The organism is Allonocardiopsis opalescens (assembly GCF_003002095.1).
Lineage (GTDB): Bacteria > Actinomycetota > Actinomycetes > Streptosporangiales > Streptosporangiaceae > Allonocardiopsis > Allonocardiopsis opalescens.
In genome coordinates this window covers 77,921-96,316 of sequence record NZ_PVZC01000010.1, presented here as the reverse complement: position 1 = coordinate 96,316, position 18,396 = coordinate 77,921, and the positions used below count along the sequence as shown (strand labels likewise).

General features: G+C 74.5%; 14 protein-coding genes. 7 read left to right on the top strand and 7 right to left on the bottom strand.

Annotated features, from left to right (window positions below; all coding sequences use genetic code 11):
• Window positions 1–52: 52 nt before the first annotated feature.
• Genes CLV72_RS28145 through CLV72_RS28135 form a run of 3 tightly spaced genes read left to right on the top strand, consistent with a single transcriptional unit; the run spans window position 53 to window position 4,043 of the window.
• Window positions 53–1,351: an ABC transporter substrate-binding protein gene (locus CLV72_RS28145; RefSeq protein WP_106252492.1), complete on the top strand. Its 1,299-nt coding sequence runs from the start codon at window positions 53–55 to the stop codon at window positions 1,349–1,351.
• An 8-nt stretch (window positions 1,352–1,359) separates the two neighbouring features.
• Window positions 1,360–3,123 carry an ABC transporter permease subunit gene (locus CLV72_RS28140; RefSeq protein WP_245930488.1) on the top strand — a complete coding sequence of 588 codons (1,764 nt, stop codon included), beginning with the start codon at window positions 1,360–1,362 and terminating at the stop codon, window positions 3,121–3,123.
• Window positions 3,120–4,043, top strand: a complete 924-nt coding sequence (locus tag CLV72_RS28135; protein ID WP_106252489.1) for a carbohydrate ABC transporter permease — start codon at window positions 3,120–3,122, stop codon at window positions 4,041–4,043. The genes CLV72_RS28140 and CLV72_RS28135 overlap by 4 nt, the downstream gene beginning before the upstream one ends.
• Before the next feature lie 64 nt (window positions 4,044–4,107).
• On the opposite strand, the gene CLV72_RS32480 is transcribed toward CLV72_RS28135, so the two are convergent.
• Window positions 4,108–4,248, bottom strand: a complete 141-nt coding sequence (locus tag CLV72_RS32480) for a hypothetical protein (protein ID WP_170141149.1) — start codon at window positions 4,246–4,248, stop codon at window positions 4,108–4,110.
• A 184-nt stretch (window positions 4,249–4,432) separates the two neighbouring features.
• On the bottom strand, window positions 4,433–5,674 hold the full coding sequence (locus tag CLV72_RS28130) for an ABC transporter ATP-binding protein (protein ID WP_106252486.1): 1,242 nt from the start codon (window positions 5,672–5,674) through the stop codon (window positions 4,433–4,435).
• Window positions 5,675–5,894: 220 nt separating this feature from the next.
• On the opposite strand from CLV72_RS28130, the gene CLV72_RS28125 reads away from it, so the two are divergent.
• A complete protein-coding gene (locus CLV72_RS28125) occupies window positions 5,895–6,368 on the top strand; it encodes an Lrp/AsnC family transcriptional regulator (RefSeq protein WP_106252483.1) in 474 nt (157 codons plus the stop codon).
• A gap of 13 nt (window positions 6,369–6,381) precedes the next feature.
• Here CLV72_RS28125 and CLV72_RS28120 read toward each other — a convergent pair whose 3' ends face one another.
• Together CLV72_RS28120 and CLV72_RS28115 are read right to left on the bottom strand one after the other, a co-directional pair.
• Window positions 6,382–10,734 carry a glycoside hydrolase family 38 N-terminal domain-containing protein gene (locus CLV72_RS28120; protein ID WP_106252480.1) on the bottom strand — a complete coding sequence of 1,451 codons (4,353 nt, stop codon included), beginning with the start codon at window positions 10,732–10,734 and terminating at the stop codon, window positions 6,382–6,384.
• A 655-nt stretch (window positions 10,735–11,389) separates the two neighbouring features.
• Window positions 11,390–12,580 (bottom strand): SMP-30/gluconolactonase/LRE family protein, encoded by a 1,191-nt coding sequence (locus CLV72_RS28115; RefSeq protein WP_106252477.1) that lies wholly within the window; start codon window positions 12,578–12,580, stop codon window positions 11,390–11,392.
• 135 nt (window positions 12,581–12,715) lie between these two features.
• Here CLV72_RS28115 and CLV72_RS28110 point away from each other — a divergent pair, with 135 nt between their 5' ends.
• From CLV72_RS28110 to CLV72_RS28100, 3 genes are all read left to right on the top strand, one after another.
• Window positions 12,716–13,318 carry a TetR/AcrR family transcriptional regulator gene (locus CLV72_RS28110; protein ID WP_170141148.1) on the top strand — a complete coding sequence of 201 codons (603 nt, stop codon included), beginning with the start codon at window positions 12,716–12,718 and terminating at the stop codon, window positions 13,316–13,318.
• Window positions 13,319–13,426: 108 nt separating this feature from the next.
• Window positions 13,427–15,049, top strand: coding sequence for an apolipoprotein N-acyltransferase (gene lnt, locus CLV72_RS28105; RefSeq protein WP_106252471.1), 1,623 nt, complete (start codon window positions 13,427–13,429; stop codon window positions 15,047–15,049).
• A 104-nt stretch (window positions 15,050–15,153) separates the two neighbouring features.
• Window positions 15,154–15,669, top strand: a complete 516-nt coding sequence (locus tag CLV72_RS28100) for an FxsA family protein (protein ID WP_106252469.1) — start codon at window positions 15,154–15,156, stop codon at window positions 15,667–15,669.
• Between the two features lie 38 nt (window positions 15,670–15,707).
• On the opposite strand, the gene CLV72_RS28095 is transcribed toward CLV72_RS28100, so the two are convergent.
• The 3 genes from CLV72_RS28095 to CLV72_RS28085 all read right to left on the bottom strand — a co-directional run bounded on the left by CLV72_RS28095 (window position 15,708) and on the right by CLV72_RS28085 (window position 18,393).
• Window positions 15,708–16,091, bottom strand: coding sequence for an RNA polymerase-binding protein RbpA (locus CLV72_RS28095; protein WP_106252466.1), 384 nt, complete (start codon window positions 16,089–16,091; stop codon window positions 15,708–15,710).
• A gap of 131 nt (window positions 16,092–16,222) precedes the next feature.
• Window positions 16,223–17,599: an MFS transporter gene (locus CLV72_RS28090; protein ID WP_106252463.1), complete on the bottom strand. Its 1,377-nt coding sequence runs from the start codon at window positions 17,597–17,599 to the stop codon at window positions 16,223–16,225.
• The gene (locus CLV72_RS28085; RefSeq protein WP_106252981.1) at window positions 17,596–18,393 is read right to left on the bottom strand and encodes a glycerophosphodiester phosphodiesterase family protein; all 798 of its coding nucleotides are present in this window, start codon (window positions 18,391–18,393) and stop codon (window positions 17,596–17,598) included. Before CLV72_RS28085 ends, CLV72_RS28090 begins: the two co-directional genes overlap by 4 nt.
• Between the last annotated feature and the right edge of the window lie 3 nt (window positions 18,394–18,396).

Genomic DNA, 18,396 nt, shown 5'->3' with positions numbered 1-18,396 from the left:
CCGCACCGCACCGCACGAAGCCACGCACAGACGTAGACGAGGAAGGAAACTGATGCCCAAGAACTGGCGTACCAGGGCCGCCGCCGTAGTGGCCGGCACCGGGATGCTCGCCGCCACGGCCGCGTGCAGCGGTGGAGGCGGCGGCGACTCCCTGTCGGGGGTGGAGATCGAGGTCGCGGCGCGCTGGACCGGCACCGAGCAGACCAACTTCGAGCAGGTCCTGGACCTGTTCGCCCAGGAGACCGGCGCCACCGTCACCTACGCCTCCACCGGCGAGGACCTCGGCGCCTTCCTCGGGCCGCGCATCGAGGGCGGCAACCCGCCCGACGTCGCGATCCTCCCGCAGCCGGGCCTGCTGGCCGAGTACGCCGAGCAGGAGGCGCTGCAGCCGCTCAACGAGGCGACCGCCGGGGTCGTCTCCGAGCACTACAGCCCCTACTGGCAGGAGCTGGGCACCGTCGACGGCCAGCTGTACGGCGTGATGCTCAAGGCCGCCCACAAGTCCATCGTCTGGTACCGGCCCGAGGCCTTCCAGGCCGCCGGCGTCACCCCGCCGGCCAGCTGGGACGAGCTGGTGGACACCACCTCGGCCACCCTGTCGGACGCCGGCGAGGTGCCCTGGGCCATGTGCGGCGCCTCGGGCTGGACGCTCACCGACTGGTTCGAGAACGTCTACCTGTCCCAGGCCGGGCCGGAGAACTACGACGCCCTCGTCGCCCGCGAGATCCCGTGGACCGACGACACCGTGGTGGCGGCGCTGGAGTCCCTGGCTCAGATCTGGGGCGACGAGAACCTGCTGGGCGGCGGCACCGACGGCGCGATCAGCACCGACTTCCCCACCTGCGTCACCCAGGTCTTCGGCCAGCAGCAGGGCGCCATGGTCTATGAGGGCGACTTCGTCGCCGCGACCGTCGGCGACGCCGGGGCGACCGTGGGCGACACCGCCCAGGTCTTCCCCTTCCCCGCGGTCGGCGACATGGCGCCGGTCGTGGTCGGCGGCGACATCGCCGTGGCGATGAGCGACAGCGAGGGCGCCCAGGAGCTGCTGCAGTTCCTCGCCTCTCCCGAGGCCGGCACCGAGTGGGCCGGGCTGGGCGGCTACCTGTCGCCCAACTCCGACGTCGCCGCCGACGCCTACCCCGACGAGCTGACCCAGCAGCTGGCCCAGACCATCCTGGACGCCGGCGACAACGTCCGCTACGACCTGTCCGACCAGGTGCCCAGCGCCTTCGGCGCCACCGAGGGCTCGGGCATGTGGGCGGTGCTGCAGGACTTCCTGCGCGACCCCGGCGACCCCGAGGCGACGGCCCAGGCGCTCGAGGACGCCGCCGCCGAGGCGGACCAGGGATAGCCGCCGGCATGGCAACCGACCACCGAAGCGACGCCGGCCCGGCGGTGGACACCCCGTCCGCCGCCGGGACCGGCGGGCCCGCCGCCCCCGACGCCGGCACCGCCCAGGCCGGCGCCTCGGGGCGGCTGGGACCGCCGCGCTGGCTCGCCTACCTGTTCCTGCTGCCGGCGCTGCTGCTGCTGGGCGCCCTGGTCATCTACCCGATCCTGTACTCGGTGTGGCGCAGCCTCTTCGACCGCACCGGCGACGTGTTCGTGGGCGTGGACAACTACGCCGACGCGCTGGCCGACCCCGACGCGGTGGCGCGGCTGGGCGGCGACCTGGGCGTCCCGGCCCTCGTCCCGCTGATCGCCGTCGCCATCGGGCTGCTGTGGCCGACCCTGTCGGGCCGCATGGGCTGGGGGGAGTGGTCGCTGGGTGCGGGGCTCGCCGCGCTGGCCGCCGCGATCGTGGCGGTGCTCATCGCCGCCCCGGGCGCGCTCGCCCCGCTGCGCGTCAGCGCGCTGTGGGCCGTCGCGGTGCCCACCGCGGTGGTCGCCCTCGCCCTTCTGCGCCCCGCGCTGGAGCGGCGGGTCGGCTGGATCGCCTGGGCGGTGGCCGTGGTCGCCACCCCCGTGGCGGGCCTGCTGCTGTACACCCTGTTCAGCAGCGACCAGAGCGTGCTGGTGGCGCTGCGCAACAACGCCGTGTGGGTGGTGGTGGCCCCCACCGTCGTCACCGCCCTGGGCCTGGTGTTCGCGGTCCTCACCGAGCGCATCGCCTGGCGCACGGCGTTCAAGCTGATCGTGTTCATGCCGATGGCCATCTCCTTCCTGGCCTCCGGCGTCATCTTCCGGCTGGTCTACGAGCAGGACCCCCAGCGCGGCATCGCCAACGCGGTCATCACCACGATCGCCGACGCCTTCGGCGAGTCCTCCCAGTACCCCGAGGCGCGGCCCCGCCCCGACGGCGGCCTCGCCGAGGCGCCCGGCGGCGGCTTCGAGGCGCAGGCCCCCGCGCAGGTGGGCGGGGACCCGGTGCTGCTGCCGCTGGTGGGGCTGCCCCCCGACCAGCTGCCCGGCGACGCCGCCCCGGCCGTGGCCGCCCAGTCCGCGCCCGGCGAGCTGACCGGCACCGTGTGGCTGGACTTCACCCCCGGCGGCGGGGGGACCGAGGGCGCCGTGGACGGCGGCGAGCCCGGCCTGCCCGGCATGGCGGTGCAGGCGGTGCGCGACGGCGAGGTCGCTGCCACCACCGAGGCGGCCCCCGACGGCACCTTCGCCTTCGCCGACCTGCCCGAGGGCGACTACACCGTGCGGCTGGCGCCGCAGAACTTCACCGCCGCCTTCGGCGGGGTCACCTGGCTGGGGCCCGGCCTGGTCACCCCGGCGATCATCGCCGCCTACGTGTGGGTGTGGGCCGGTTTCGCGATGGTGCTGATCAGCGCGGGGCTCGCCGCGATCCCGCGCGAGGCGCAGGAGGCGGCCCGGGTCGACGGCGCCACCGAGTGGCAGGTGTTCCGCAGGGTCACCATCCCGCTGCTGTCGCCGGTGCTGCTGGTGGTCTTCGTGACCCTGGTGATCTACGTCCTCAAGGTCTTCGACCTGGTGTTCATCATCGCCCCCGGCTCGGTCCAGCAGGACGCCAACGTGCTCGCCCTGGAGATGTGGCGGGTGTCGTTCGGGGGCGGCAACGACCAGGGCATGGGGAGCACGCTGGCGATCTTCCTGCTGCTCCTGGTGCTGCCCGCGATGATCTTCAACATCCGTCGGTTCCGGCAGGAGCAGCAATGACCACCACTCCCACCGCGACCGCCGACGCGCCGCCCGCACCGCAGGGCGGCGCCGCCGGCGGCGCCCCCAAGCGCTCCCTGGCCTCGCGGATCGTCTCCCGGGTGGGCGGCGGCGTCCTGCAGGTGCTGCTGGTCGTCGTCGCGGTGTTCTGGCTGCTGCCGACGCTGGGCCTGTTCGTCGCCTCGCTGCGCGACGAGGCCGACAACAACGCCACCGGCTGGTGGACGGCGCTGCTGGCGCCCGCGCAGCTGTCGCTGGACAGCTACGGCCGGCTGCTGGGCGACTCCGGCTTCACCTCGTCCTTCTGGAACACGGTGTGGATCACGGTGCCCTCCACCCTGCTGGTGGTGGTCATCGCCTCACTGGCCGGCTACGCCTTCGCCTGGATGGAGTTCCCCGGGCGCGACTGGCTGTTCCTGGTCGTGGTCGGCCTGCTGGTGGTGCCGGTGCAGGTCGCGCTGATCCCGGTCGCCCAGATGTACGGCTTCCTGGGGATCTTCGGCTCGATCGGCGGCGTGATCCTGTTCCACGTCGCCTTCGGGCTGCCCTTCGCGATCTTCCTGCTGCGCAACTTCTTCGCCGGCATCCCCCGTGACCTGCTGGAGGCGGCGCGGATGGACGGCGGCAAGGAGTTCACCATCTTCCGCAGGGTGATCATCCCGCTGGGCGGCCCGGCCATCGCCTCGCTGGGCATCTTCCAGTTCCTGTGGGTGTGGAACGACCTGCTGATCGCGATGGTCTTCGCCGACACCGGCTCCCAGCCGATGACCCGCGCGCTCCAGTCGGAGATGCGCCAGTTCGGCACCAACATCGACGTGCTCGCCCCCGGGGCGTTCCTGTCGCTGATCGTGCCGCTGGTGGTCTTCTTCGCCTTCCAGCGCTACTACGTCGCCGGCACCCTGGCCGGATCGGTGAAGTAGCCGGAGCCGGGCACGGACGCACGCCGTCGGCGGGGCAGGGGGCACCCCCGCCCCGCCGACGGCGTCACAGGAGCTTGGTGGAGTCCTCTGGGCTCAGGTCAGCTTGCGGGGTGTCGCCGAAGCTGGAGACGTCGACCTCCAGGTACTGAGCGACATAGCGGTCGTCCTCGCGTGTGATGACCGCGGTGAGGGTCTGTGTCGCCACGGCCACCCCTTTCTGAGCGCTACCTTCTCCGCCAAGTTGGCCGTGCCGGTCGGCGGCTGCGCCGGCGCCGGGCACGGAACAAGGCGAAGGCCGCCGCGCGCCTCCCATGGGGAGGTGCGCGGCGGCCTCGCTGCGGCCGGGCGGTGGAGGAGGAGATCCCGGACCGCGGGTCGGCTGCGGGGCGCTAGGGCAGCGCCAGCGCCTCGGCGTTGGCCGGGTGGCCGATGGCCAGGCCGGACTCGGCGTCGAAGAAGTGCAGGTTGCGGGTGTCGACGGCCAGGCGGATCGCCTCGCCGGGGCGGACCCGGCTGCGGGCGTTGACCCGGGCGGTCCACAGCGACTTGTTGCGGCCGGCCAGGTGCAGCGCCTCGGTGACGTCCTGCTCGCCGTCGGCGGCGTCGGCGGCGAGGTCGGCGGCGTCCTTGTGCTCGATGGGCGGGGCGTCGATCGTGAAGATGACGTTGATCTCGCTGCCCAGTTCCTCGGTGACGTTCGCGGTGACGTCGATGGTGGAGGAGCCGTGGTTGCCGTTGACCTCGGCGTCGTCGAAGTCCGAGGGGCGGATGCCCAGGATGACGTCGCGGTCGAAGTAGCCCTGGAGGTCCTGGCGGCCGGCCAGGGTGTCGGCGGGCAGCGGCAGGGTGAGGCCGGCGAAGCGCACCTCGGGGCCGGCCGCGCCGCGCACCAGGCGGGCGTTGACGAAGTTCATCGCCGGGGAGCCGATGAAGCCGGCCACGAACAGGTTGACCGGGTTGTCGAACAGCTCCTTGGGCGTGTCGACCTGCTGCAGAATGCCCTCGCGCAGCACCGCCACCCGGTCGCCCAGCGTCATCGCCTCGACCTGGTCGTGGGTGACGTAGACGGTGGTGGTGTGCAGCTCCTCGTGCAGCTGGTTCAGCGAGGCGCGCATCTGCACGCGCAGCTTGGCGTCGAGGTTGGACAGCGGCTCGTCCATCAGGAAGGCCTGCGGCTCGCGGACGATGGCGCGGCCCATGGCCACGCGCTGGCGCTGGCCGCCCGAGAGCGCGGCGGGCTTGCGCTTGAGGTAGGGCTCCAGGCCGAGCATGTCGGCGGCCTTGGCCACCCGCTCCTTGACCTCGGCCTTGGGTACCTTGCGCAGCTTCAGGCCGAAGGCGAGGTTCTCCTCGACGGTCATGTGCGGGTACAGCGCATAGTTCTGGAAGACCATCGCGATGTCGCGGTTCTTCGGCGGGAGGTCGTTGACGACGCGGTCGCCGATGACGAGTTCGCCCGCGGTGATGTCCTCAAGGCCCGCGATCATGCGCAGGGCGGTGGACTTGCCGCAACCGGAAGGGCCGACCAGGACCATGAACTCGCCGTCCTTGATCTCCAGCGTCAGGTTGTCCACAGCCTTAACGCCGCCGGAGTACACCTTGTCGACGCCGTTCAGGACGATCTGCGCCATGGACACCACTTCCGTTTCGCCAGGATCCGCCGTTCTCCCAGGCGGAAAGCGTATACAGGGATAACCGGAACGAGCATAGCGGGCAGTGGTCCAGACCACCATAGGGTGTGTCCGCCGTATCTGCCGTAACCCGTCCGTTTCGGGAATAATGCCAGGAAAAGGGCATGACTTCCACGGTCTGCCGGGCACGATGTGATTTCCATCGTCTACCGTTGGCCCCGTGGAAGACATCGACCGGCGCATCGTCGGGCTGCTCAGCTCGGAGGGCCGATCCAGCTTCACCGACCTCGCCCGCGAGACGGGCCTGTCGGTGTCGGCGGTCCACCAGCGGGTGCGCCGACTGGAGCGCCGCGGCGTGATCCGCGGCTACACCGCCCTGGTCGACCACGACGCCCTTGGGCTCCCGCTCACCGCGTTCATCTCCATCAAGCCCATCGACCCCGCCGCCCCCGACGACGCCCCCGAGCGGCTGGCCCACCTCACCGCTATCGAGGCCTGCCACAGCGTGGCGGGGGACGAGAGCTACATCCTCAAGGTGCGCGTCGCCTCCCCGGGCGAGCTGGAGACCCTGCTGCAGGAGATCCGCACCGCCGCCGGGGTGTCCACCCGCACCACCGTGGTGCTGTCCACCCCCTTCGAGCACCGCCCGGTCGCCGCCGCGCCGGGCGAGCCGCCGGCCGCCGAGGTCTCCTGAGCGGCCCGCCCGCTCAGGCGGCGACCTCGATGGCCACCGCCTCGGTGTAGTGGACCGTGCCGGCGCACATCACCTTCACCATCGCCCACCAGCGCGCCCCGGGCCGCGCCGAGGCCGGCAACGCCACCGCGAACTCCCCGTCGCGCTTGTCGCCGGCCGGCACGGTCAGCGCGTGCTCGTGCGGCCCCACCAGCTCCCAGGCGGCGAAGGGCGCCACCACCCGCACCACCGCGGGCAGCGGCACCGAGCCCGGGTTGGTCAGCGTCACCGCCAGCAGCCCCCGCCCGCCCGGGCGCAGCCGCAGCGGCCCGCCGCGCAGCTCCGCCTCCAGCGGCGGCCCCGGGTGCGTGCCGCCAACGTCGACGGCGGCCACGTCGAACAGCCGCTGCCCGAGCCGGTCGGTGATCGAGGCGGCCAGGTAGTGGCGGCCGGGCGGGGCGCCGTCGGCGAACAGCCGCACCGGCACGGTGTGGTGGCTGTGCGGGCCCAGCGCGAAGCGGGTGTCGGCCAGCGGCTCAGCGCCGAAGCCCGGCGGCGCCTCCAGGCGCAGCTCGCCGCGCTCGGGCAGTGTGGAGGTGGCGACGGTGACGGTCAGCTCCAGCGGCCGGCCCGGCTCCGCGGGCCGCTCGGGCCGGGAGACGTGCACGGCGGTGGGCAGCCCCCCGTAGGGGGCGGCGCCGGTGTTGTGCAGCCAGTAGCGGGTGTAGACCTCGGCGGGCGGCTCGGGCGGCGGCGGGGCCGGCTCCGCCGGGCGCTCGGCGGCCAGGTCCAGTCGCAGCGTCAGCACCTCCCCGGCCGCCAGCTCCACCTCCACGGCGCTGCCGGGACCGGCGGCGGCCACGGCGAGTTCGCCGCCGGGCAGCGGCTCCTCCAGCAGGTCGCAGCGGACGGCCGCCCGCAGCGGCCAGGCGCAGGCCAGCCGCGCCCGCACCGGCAGCCCGGCCGTCTCCACCAGCCGCACCACCAGGCCGCGCGGGTCGGTGCCGCCGTCGCCCCAGGGAGCAGTGGCCGGCTTGAGCGCGCTCACCGCCACCGTGGCGGGCTCCACCCGCAGCCGGTCGCCCGGGTGCGCGGCGGACGAGCGCACCTGGCGGGCGGCCGGCGGCAGCCGGATCCGGTCGGCCGCCGCGCTGAAGCCGGCCCGCCGCCAGTCGCCGGCGCCGCTGAGCAGGCTGTAGCGGAAGCTGTGGCTCCACCGCCCCGAGGCGAGCGGGCTGCCGTCGGGCAGGGCGCGCGGCGGCTGCGGCGCATCGGCCAGCCACAGCCCGCCCGGCCAGCCGCTGGGGGAGCGCAGCAGCGACAGGTACAGGGCGCCCGACAGGTCGACCACGCTGCCGGGGGTGCCCGCGGCCACCAGGGCGACGGAGTGGTCGGTGAACGGCTCCAGGCCCGCGTCCCAGGTGTCGGGCTGGGCGATCACCACCTCGGCGTCGGCGAGGTCGGCGGCCAGGCTGCCCGCGGCGGCGTCCAGGTCGTCGCCGCCCACCACCAGCACCGGCAGGTCGCGGGGGCCGCGCACGTCGACCCCCGCGGCGCCCTGCCCGGGGGCGAAGGCGTCGGCGCGCCGCCGGGCGGCCGGCAGCCAGGCGCGGCCGGTGACCGCCAGCTGCGCCTCCAGGGCCCGCGGGTCGGGCAGCGTGGCGGCGACCCGCGCGGCGAAGGCGTTGTCGAGCGGCCCGCCCAGCACGACGCGCACGTCGGGCAGGTTGGAGTCCAGGTCCAGCGAGCCGTGCCGGGGGCCGTCGGGGCGGGTGGCGGTGGCGGTCACCCCCTGGTCGGCCAGGCGGGCCACCAGGTCGCGCACGGCGTCGTCGTGGCCGGGGGGCGCCACCACCTCGGCCACCCCCACCGCCTGCACCGCGCGCACCGCGCCGCCGGCGTCCAGCAGCCGCACCCGCACCGCCGAGCTGAGCCCGGTCCAGCCCTGGGCGGGGGCGTCCAGGGTCCAGGGGTGCTCGGCGGAGTCGGCGCCGGGGTAGCCGAAGGGGCGGCCCAGCACGGCCGCGGCGGTGCGCTGCACCGGCAGCGCGCCGGGCAGGTCGAAGGGGAAGCGCACCCGCAGCAGGTGGTCGGGGTCCATCGCCCCGTCGACGTGGGTGGTGAAGTCCACCCGCGGCTCGGCGTCCCAGACCACCACCTCCTGCTGGAGCCGCAGCGGGCCCAGCCGCAGCCTGCTCACCAGGCGGGCGCCCAGCGGCGAGCGCTCGGCGCGCACCGTGGCCGGGGAGCGGGCGCCGCCGGCCGCCACCCCGCGCGGCAGCAGGTGCCAGGGCCCCTCCCCGTAGTCGGCCTGGCCGGGGTACTCCGGGTAGAGCACCGGCTCGTTGCCCACGCCGCCGGGCCGCAGCAGCTCGCGGCGGTGCGCGCGGTCCACGATGGAGGTCAGCCCGCCGCCGCGGTCGGGGTCGGCGGTGACGGCGAAGTGGGCGCCGGCGGCGGTGCGGCCGGGCACCGGCACCCAGCCGAGCGCGGGCGCCCGCGCCGGCGCGCCGGCGGGGTGGGGGTGCAGCCGGTAGGCGCGGGTGCCCAGGGCGGGCAGGCCGCGGGCCGCGAAGACGAGGTCCACCTCGGCCAGGCCGCCGCCGCGGTGGCGGCGGACCGGCTCGGCGAGCGCGGGCAGCGGGCGGCGGCCGTCGGCGGTGACGGTGACGCGGGCCGGGCCCGGCTCGGCGAAGGCGGCGCGCACCCGTACCAGGCCCCCGCGCGGGGTGCCCAGCACGTTGGCGACCAGCACCTGCCCGCCGTCTGCGGGGTCCGGCGCCCCGTCCGGGTGCGCGGCCTGCCCGCCGGGCGGGGCGGCCAGCGCGGCCAGCGCGTCGCCGGTGACGCGCTCGGCCAGTTCGGCGGCGCGCCGCCAGCTGCCGAGCAGGTCGGCGTGGACCTGGTCGGAGCCGGTGCCGCCCACGGCGTCGTGGTGGCTGGTGAACAGCAGCTGCCGCCAGGCCTCGTCGAGGGCGTGGGAGGGGTGGCGGTGCCCGTCCAGCCAGGCCAGCGCCGCCAGCCGTTCGGCGGCCAGCAGGGCGTGCTCGGCGGCGTGCTGGGCCTGCTTGGCGTCGATCCGGGAGACGTCCTTGCCGGTGTAGACGGGGTTGAGGTCGCGCGACTGCGGGCTGGGGGCGGCGCCGCGCCCGCGCAGCTCGGCGCGGACCGCCGCCAGGTAGGCGCGGGGCAGCGCCACCTCGAAGCGCGGCCAGGTGTAGCGGGCGTTCCAGGAGCGCTGCACCTGGGTGCACCAGCGGGAGGGCAGCACGTGGTCGGCGCCGACGGGCAGCAGCACGTTGCGGGTGGCGGCCACCGGCTTGAGCTCGCGGAACAGCCGGTAGGCGATCTGGCGGGCGCCCGGCAGGGTCTCGGCGCGCTCCAGGTCCCAGCCGGCGGCGTAGTGGTTGGCCAGGTAGCTGGCCAGCACCGAGCGGCCGCCCGGCGCGATCCACTCGAACTCCAGCGGGAAGGGCATCCGCCGGTTGTCGCCGACGGTCAGCCGCGGCCCCCAGGCGTGGAAGGGGCCGCGGGCGAGCGCCGCGGAGCCCAGCCCGGCGGCGGCCGCCAGCGCGGGGTAGGCCGGGTCGTGGCCGAAGACGTCCAGCTGCCAGGCGGTGCGCGGGTCCCCGCCCAGCACCTCGCGCTGGTAGGCCAGGCCGTAGACCAGATTGCGGGCGGCCGCCTCCAGGCCGATCAGGTTGGTGGCCGGCTCGTTGTAGCCGCCGACGAGCTCCAGCCGCCCTTCGCGCAGCAGCCGGCGCAGCCGGGGCCGCAGCTGCGGGTGCGCGTCGTAGCCGGGCTTGAGGTAGTCGGCCTCGGCCAGCACGAACCGGTAGTCGGGGTCGGCGTCGGCCCGGTCCAGGTGGGCGCGGAGCAGGTCGAAGGCGGTGCGGGCCTGCGCCGGGCGGAACTCCTCGGCGGCGGGGTTGGCGTACCAGGACTCCACCGCGGCGCCCTGGGGGTTCCACCACACCGGGTCGTAGTGGAAGTGCGGCACCATGAACACCGTCCAGCCCGGTTCGGCGACGATGAGGTCGGCGCGGGCGGCGGCGCGCAGCGGGCCGTCGGGGCCCTCGACGTCCACGGTGACGGTGACCGGGCGCAGGTCGCCGTCGGTGTGCGGGCCGGCCACCTCCACCGCGACCTCCAGCACGGGCCGCGCCCCCGGCGCCACCCCGGCGACCGTGGCCGGCTCGGGGGTGCGCACCCCTGGCCCTTCGACGCTGACCGCGACCTGGGCCGGGGCGGCGCGGCCGCGGGTGAGGGCGGCGGCCAGTGTCATCCGCATCAGCTGAAGGGGCCGGTCGGGCGGGCCGACGAACAGGTCCGTGCTGGTCACCTCGCGCACCGGCGGCTGCTGGGCCAGGGGCTGCGGGGCGGTCACCGGCGGCTCCTGGGGGTGGGAGCGCTCACGGTAGAGACCTACCCGGCGGCTCGTGCGCGCATACGGGGAAACCCCGGCGAACCGGGCGCGGCGCGTTGCGATCCGGTCAAGCGGGGGAGCGGCGGCGGCGCCCCGGCGCAGGGGGCGCCCATCCGGCCGCCGCTGACCCGCCGGCCCTGCCCCACGCATCGCTTTACCCGAATTTGGATCAAGGCTGACCGGCGCCGCCAAGCCGGTGATCAGCGGCTTGACCACTGAGCGTGCACCCCTGTGAGCTGCGGAAACATGAATGTATACGCAAAGTTCGCCCGGTTGACATCCCCTGGTGAGGCGGTAGGTTGCTGCACAGTCCAGCACTGGGCTGACCGGTCGGCCGGCCGGCCGCGGTGCCGCCGGACGCTACGCCGGGACGGAGTATCGGCGTGACCCCGTCCCCCTGTACCAGGCGTGGCCGGAGGCGGCACACCGCGCCGGGAATCCCGACCGGGCGGGGGGTTGGACCCGGGAAGGGCCTGGACATCCAGTAGACAACGGTCTCCGCGCTCGCCGCCGACGAGACGGGATCCGGTCCGAAGGGTGTCCGGGACCCTTTCTCCCCGCTTCTGTGGCTCCTGTGCTTCCTCTGGTTCCCGCTGTCTGCGGGAACCAGGCCGGCTCAGCTCGCCGTCTCCACCTGGGTCAGCGGCACCCGGCCGATCGCATCGCCGTACAGGGTGCCCAGGTACAGGTGCTCCCCGAAGGACTCGACCGAGCTGACGGCGTGCACGCGCCCGGTGGGGTCGTCGTAGCCGGCGAGCACGGTGCCGTCGGGGGCCAGCCGGGTGACGAAGCCCTGGCTGCCGCTCTCGGGGAGGCCGCGCAGGGTGTCGAAGGGCAGGAAGGTGGCCAGGGCGTCCTTGGCCCAGGCGTTGCGGTGCAGGAAGTCCTGTAGGTCCGAGCGCTGTCCGCCCCCGCCGCCCAGCCAGTAGCTGCCGTCGGGGCCCAGGCTGATGTTGTCGGGGGCCAGCGGCAGGTTGTCGGCGAAGGTCTCGGTGCTGCCTGCCTGCGGGCCGGTCAGCCACAGCCGGGTGAGCCGGTAGCGGAAGGTCTCGGCGAACACCAGGAAGTCCTCATCGGGAGACAGGACGAGCCCGTTGGGGAAGTACAGGTCGTCGGCGACCACGGCGGTGGTGCCGGTGGCGGGGTCGTAGGACAGCAGCCGGCCGTGGGGGCGCCCCTCCAGGAAGTCGTAGGGCCAGCCGGCGTCGTGGGCGGAGCTGGAGTCGGAGAAGTACACCAGGCCCCCGTTGCTGATGGTCAGCTCATTGGCGTAGGTGATGGGGCTGCCGTCGACCTCGTCGGTGAGGACCCGGTGCCCGCCGTCGGGGTCCACCGCCACCAGCCCCAGCTCGGGCACGGCCGCCAGCAGCTGCCCGGTGGCGTCGAAGCGCAGTCCCAGCACGGGGTGGCCCAGGTCGGCGAAGCGCTCGGCCGGGGTGGTGGGGTCTTGCGGGTCCAACCGCCAGACCATGCCGTCGACGGTCCCGGTGTACAGGTCGCCGCGCGCGTCGAAGGTCAGGTCCTCGGGGAAGCGCAGCTGGCCGTCGCCCAGCAGTTCGGCGCCGGCCAGCGCCTCGTTGCGGGCCAGCGCGCCCTCGCGCGGTGGGGCGGGGGCGGGGTCCCAGGCAACGGGGTTCCCGATGGGGGAGGGCAGCGTCACCAGCAGCACGGCCGCCAGCAGCGGCACGGCCGCCAGCAGGGCCAGCGCCGTGAGCAGCAGCCGACGCGGCCAGCGGCGCCCGCGCCGGGCCGGGGTGCCGCGCCCGGCGCTAGGGGCGTCCCGGATGTCAGGGTCGGTGGAGGTCACGGTGGGCCCTTCTGGTGTGGGACGAGGGGACACCCCCCCGGATTTTTGAACGTTGTTAGAATATAACCGCGTTAGAATCTGATGGCAACCGGTCCCGCGCCCGCCATGGGCGGGTCGACGAAAGGGCGAGAGAGCGTGGTGCTGGGTCGAGACGCCATCCTGGCCGCGGCGCGGGTGGTGCTGGAGCGCGAGGGGGTGCGGGCCACCACGATGCGCGCCGTCGCCGAGGAACTGGGAGTCAGCGCCGCCGCGCTGTACTACCACTACGAGAACAAGGGGCAGCTGGTGGCCGCCCTGGTCGACCGGCGGGTGGAGGAGGCGCTGGTCGCCTCCGGAACTGAACGGGACTGGCGCCGGCGGCTGCGCGCGGTGGCCGAGGAGTTCCGCGCGCTGGCGGCGGTCCAGCCCGAGTGGATCGACATGCTGGTGGACACCTACCGCTACAGTCCCGCGCTACGCCGGCTGCACGCCTCGGGGGTGAACGTCCTGCTGGAGGCGGGCTTCGCACCCCGCACGGCGATGCACGGGTACCGGGCGCTGATGCGCTACGTCGTCGGGCACGTCGTGGTCGGCGCGGGAGGGGGGCGCGAGCAGGGTGGCGCCGGCCCCGCCCGGCCCGCGCACCAGGACGTGCCCGGCCTGCCGCCCTTCGACACCGCCGAGCAGTTCGCCCTCGGTCTGGACCTGCTGCTGGACGGCCTGGAGCGGCGGCGCGACACGGATGGCGGCAGCAGTTGATCTACGCCGTAAAGGTGAGAGCCTGGGTCACCCATCAGCTTCACGGCAGTAACGTGCAGATGCCGACCAACCGGCCGACTCCAGGCCGCCCATAGAGCAGGAGCAGTCGTGGTAGCTGAACGCGCCCGGCAGGACGACGCCGCCCCCGGTCAGGCCGACGGGTCCGTCCGGGTCCCCGCCGCGCCGGTGCGCGAGGGGGCGGGGGCGGTACTGGCGCGCGCACTGGCCGCCATGGGCGCCGCCGGCGCGCTGCTGCTGGCCACCCCGCCCTATGGGTGGTGGGCGCTGGCGCCGGTCAGCGTGGCGCTGGCCGTCCTGGCGGTGCGCGGCACCCGGCTGCGCCGGGCCGCCTGGCTGGGCCTGCTGATGGGCGCCACCCTGATGTACCCGCTGATGACCTGGCAGCAGGTGATCGGCATGGAGGTGTGGGTGGCCGTCGCGGCCGCCGAGAGCCTGTACTACGCGCCGCTGGCGGTGGGCCTGGCGCTGGTCACCCGGCTGCGCGGCTGGCCGGTGTGGGCGGCGGGGGTGTGGGTGGCCGCCGAGGCGCTGCGCGGCCGCTTCCCGCTGGGCGGCTTCACCTGGGGCCGGCTCGCCTTCAGCCAGCCCCAGACCCCCTTCACCGGCTACGCCTCCTGGGGGTCGGCGCCGCTGGTGGACTTCGCCGTGGTGCTGACCGGCGCGCTGCTGGCCGCGCTGGCGCTGCGCTGGTGGACGGCGCTGCGCGGCGGCGGCGGTCCGCGCGCCGCGCTGCGTCCCACCGCGCTGGTACTGGCCGCCGTGTTCGCGATCGCCGCCGTGGGGGCGCTGGCGCCCCGGCTGGGCGCCCCGACCGTCGACCGCGTGCTCACCGCCGGCGTCGTGCAGGGCAATGTGCCGCAGACCGGGCTGGACATCCTGGGGGAGCGCCAGCAGGTGCTCAACAACCACATGGCGGCCACCGCCGACCTCGCCGCGCGGGTGCGCTCGGGGGAGTTCGCGGCACCGGACTTCGTGGTGCTGCCCGAAAGCGCCAGCGACATCGACCTCTACCGCGACCCCGCCGCCCACGACCTGGTGCAGCGCACCGTGGACGACCTGGGGGTGCCGATCCTGATCGGCACCAACCACTACACCGACGACGGCTCGGAGCGCCAGATCGTCAGCGTGCTGTGGGAGCCAGGCGGGGGAGGGCCGGGCGACTACTACGCCAAGCGGCACCTGGTGCCCTTCGGCGAGTACGTGCCCTACCGCGAGCAGCTGATGCCGCTGATCCCCCGGCTGGAGGAGGTCGGCAGCCAGGGGATCCCCGGCGACGAGCCCGGGGTGCTGGAGGTGAACGGCACCACGGTGGCGGTGGCGATCTGCTTCGACATCGCCTTCGACTCCATCGTGCGCGAGGCGGTGCTGGCCGGCGGCGAGGTGCTGGTGGAGCCCACCAACAACGCCAACTACAACTTCACCGGCCAGTCCGAGCAGCAGCTGGCGATCAGCCGGCTGCGCGCGGTGGAGCACGGCCGCCCGGTGCTGATCGCCGCCACCAGCGGCATCAGCGCGATCGTGCAGCCCGACGGGAGTGTGGACTACCGGTCCGAGGAGTTCGTGCGCGACGTGGCGGTGGGCGAGGTGCCGGCGATGAGCGGCTTCACCGTGGCGACCCGGCTGGGCGCGGCGCCGGAGTGGGCGCTGGCGGCGCTGGGCGTGGGCGCGGCGCTGGCCGGCGCGCTTGCCCGCCGCGGCGCCCGGTCCTGACGGGGGAGCGGTGTGGGCCGATCGGCGGCGGAACGCACCGGCGGGCCGGTACGTTCCCCGGTGAGAGGCCCGACGTGGGCCGCGTCGATGGGTGTTGAGGGACCATGCCGCTGCTGATGCTGCTCGCCGTCCTGCTGGTGCCGTTCGCGGAGATCGCGCTGCTGGTGTGGGTGGGAACCCAGATCGGCGCGGGCTGGACGCTGCTGGCCGTGCTGGCCTCCACCGTCGCCGGCTCGCTGGTGGTGCGCGGGGCGGGGCGGCGGGCCTGGCGGAGCCTGGACGAGGCGATGCGCGAGGGGCGCGCCCCCGACCGCGACCTGGCCGACACCGCGATGGCCTTCCTGGGCGGCATGCTGATGATCGTGCCGGGCTTCCTGACCACGGTACTGGGCGCGCTGGTGGCGCTGCCGCTGACCCGCCCGCTGCTGCGGGGGGCGTTCACGGCGTGGATGGAGCGGCGGATCCGGCGGCTGGCCGAGCAGAACCCCGGGGTGGTCGGCTACGGCTACCCGGGGCCGGGCGAGGGCGGCGAGGCGCCGCCGCCGCGGACGGTGATCCAGGGCGAGGTGCTGCGGGACGACCGACGGCCGGCGCCCGGGGATCCGGACGCCGGCCGTTGACGGTCCCGCTGGATGCGATGCTGGCGGCAGCGCAGCGCTCAGGCGCTGCGGCGCTGGCGCATCGCTTCGGCGAGGTGCTCCTCTTCCTCCTTGCGGCGGGCGCGCAGCAGGGCGAGCCGCTCGGCGAGGACCTCCTCCAGGTCCTCGATGCTGCGGCGCTCCAGCAGCATGTCCCAGTGGGTGCGCGGGGACTTGGACTTCTTGGTCTGCGGCAGCTGCCCGTCGGCGCGTAGCGCGGTCTCACCGCAGAACCGGCACTCCCAGGTCACCGGGATCTCGGCCTCGGTGGCGAAGGGCATGCTGAACCGGTGGCCCCGCGGGCAGTCGTAGGCGACCTCCTGGCGGGGCGCCAGATCGGTGTTGCGGTCGTTCTCGTAGCTCGTCGCCCCAAGTCGCGTGCCGCGAAGTGCTCGCTCGGCCATCTTCTCGTGCCTCCAGGCGCTCTTGCGGTCTGCCTTCCAACAACGCTCCAATCGGGGACAAGATTCCCCGGCCGGGGGGTGCCCAACCCTGCCCGGCGCGGTGCGCGCCGCCCCGCCGCGGAGGCGGGGGCTCAGACCTTGGCGGGCACCTCGTTGCCGGCCTCGCGGATTCCGCGGGTGACGTCGGTGAGGGCGAGCAGGACGCCGCCGATGACGAAGAAGGCGATGAGGGAGAAGATCGCCATCCGGTAGCCGCCGCTGAACTGGACGGCGAGGGTGACGACGAAGGAGGCGATGAAGACCGCGCCGCGGTCGCACAGGGCGTACAGGCCGAAGTACTCGCCTTCTTTGCCCTTGGGGATGAGCTGGGAGAACAGGGACCGGGACAGGGCCTGGCTGCCGCCGAGGACGATGGCGATGAAGAAGGCCATCGCGAAGAAGGCGACGGGGTCGCCGGCCGGGATGACCAGGCCGACGCCCACGAGCACGCACCATACGGCCAGGGAGGCGAGGATGGTGCGCTTGGCGCCGAAGATCCGGGCGAGCCACCCCAGGGCGAGGGCGCCGCCGAAGGCGACGAACTGCACCATGAGGATGGCGCTGATCAGGTCCTGCTGGCCGAGGCCGAGGTCGCCGGTGGCGAAGGGCCCGGCGTAGCGGATGACGGACTGCACGCCGTCGTTGAAGAGCAGGAAGGCGATCAGGTAGAGCAGGGTGCGGGGGTACTTGCGCAGTTCGCGCAGGGTGGTGGCCAGGGTGCGCAGGGTGGTGCGGACCTGAGGGCCGCCGCCGTGGGCGGCCAGCGGGCCGATGCGGTTGCGCAGCGGCTTGATGGCGAGGAAGGAGAAGCCCAGCCACCACACGCCGGCGGAGGCGAAGCCGATCTGGGTGGCGTAGCCCTCGGTGAGTCCCCAGTTGCCGGCGTTGAGGAAGAGGACGAGGTGCAGGGCGAGCAGGACGGCGCCGCCGAGGTAGCCGACCCCCCAGCCGACCGAGGAGACGCGGTCGCGCTCCTCGCCGGTGGCGATCTCGTTGAGGAAGGCGTTGTAGACGACGCTGGAGGCGCCGTAGGCGACGTTGGCGAGGATGAGCAGGGCGGCGGCGGGCAGGTAGGCGGCGCCGGTGGTGAAGTACAGGGCGGTGGTGGCCAGGGCGCCGACGGTGGCGAAGCCGGCCAGCAGGCCCTTCTTGTTGCGGGAGTGGTCGGTGACGGCGCCGACGAGGGGCAGGGTGATCAGCTGCAGCACGACGGCGACCGCGGTGGCGGCGGGGTAGACGGCGTCGTAGCGCAGGGTGAGGCCGAGCAGGTGGACGTGCTCGCCGGTGCCGGCCTGCTCGGCGGCGGTCTGGGCGAGGGCGTTGAGGTAGGGGCCGATGAAGACGGTGATGACTGAGGTGAAGAAGACGGAGTTGGCCCAGTCGTAGACGTACCAGCCGCGCTGCTCCTTGCGGCGCTGGGCGGGGTCGGGCTCGGGGATGGCCGAGGGGGCGGGGGCGGAGGCGGTCACCGCTGCGGCGCTCCCTGGATCCACTGGTCGCGTCGCATCAGTACCTCTTTCAGGGCCGGGGTGTTGTCGGTGACGATGCCGTCGACGCCGAGGTCGAGCAGGCGGCGCATCAGGGCGGGGTCGTTGATGGTCCACACGTGCACGGCGATGCCCAGGGCGCGGGCGGTGCGCAGCAGTTCGGGGGTGACCAGCGGTACCTCGCCGACGGCGGGCAGGGTCCAGGCGAGGGGGATCTGGGCGCAGGGCACGCCCTGGCCGGCGAGGGCGGCCAGCAGGCTGTAGAGGGCGGGCCAGGGCGTGTAGGCGGCGAGGCGGAGCCGGGCGACGTCGGCGGGGGCGGCGGAGGTGCACACGGGCCGGTCCAGCAGGCGGCGCAGCCGCCGCATGCGGCGCTGGGAGAAGCTGCCGACGCAGACGCGGTCGTGGGCGCGGGTGCGGCGCAGGGCGTCGGCGAGGGGGGCGACGGCGCCGGGCGCCTTGATGTCGATGTTGACGCGCAGCTGGGGGAGTTCGCCGAGCAGTTGCTCCAGGGTGGGGACCGGTTCGGTGCCGGCCACGCGGGCGCGGGCGACCTGGGCGGCGGTGAGTTCGGCGATGGCGCCGGGGCGGTCGGCGGTGCGGTCCAGGGTGGCGTCGTGGCAGGCGAGCAGGACGCCGTCGGCGGTGGCGTGCACGTCGGTCTCGACGTAGCGGTAGCCGAGGTCGGCGGCGTGCTGGAAGGCCCGCATGGTGTTCTCCAGGCCGGGCCGCACGGTGCCGTCGGGCTCGGTGACCGTGCCGCCGCGGTGGGCCATCGC

Coding starts and splice junctions, on each gene's coding strand:
- CLV72_RS28135 (WP_106252489.1), top strand. CDS start 3,120: ATGACCACCACTCCCACCGCGACCGCCGACGCGCCGCCCGCACCGCAG.
- CLV72_RS28100 (WP_106252469.1), top strand. CDS start 15,154: ATGCCGCTGCTGATGCTGCTCGCCGTCCTGCTGGTGCCGTTCGCGGAG.
- CLV72_RS28140 (WP_245930488.1), top strand. CDS start 1,360: ATGGCAACCGACCACCGAAGCGACGCCGGCCCGGCGGTGGACACCCCG.
- CLV72_RS28095 (WP_106252466.1), bottom strand. CDS start 16,091: ATGGCCGAGCGAGCACTTCGCGGCACGCGACTTGGGGCGACGAGCTAC.
- CLV72_RS28145 (WP_106252492.1), top strand. CDS start 53: ATGCCCAAGAACTGGCGTACCAGGGCCGCCGCCGTAGTGGCCGGCACC.
- CLV72_RS28085 (WP_106252981.1), bottom strand. CDS start 18,393: ATGGCCCACCGCGGCGGCACGGTCACCGAGCCCGACGGCACCGTGCGG.
- CLV72_RS28130 (WP_106252486.1), bottom strand. CDS start 5,674: ATGGCGCAGATCGTCCTGAACGGCGTCGACAAGGTGTACTCCGGCGGC.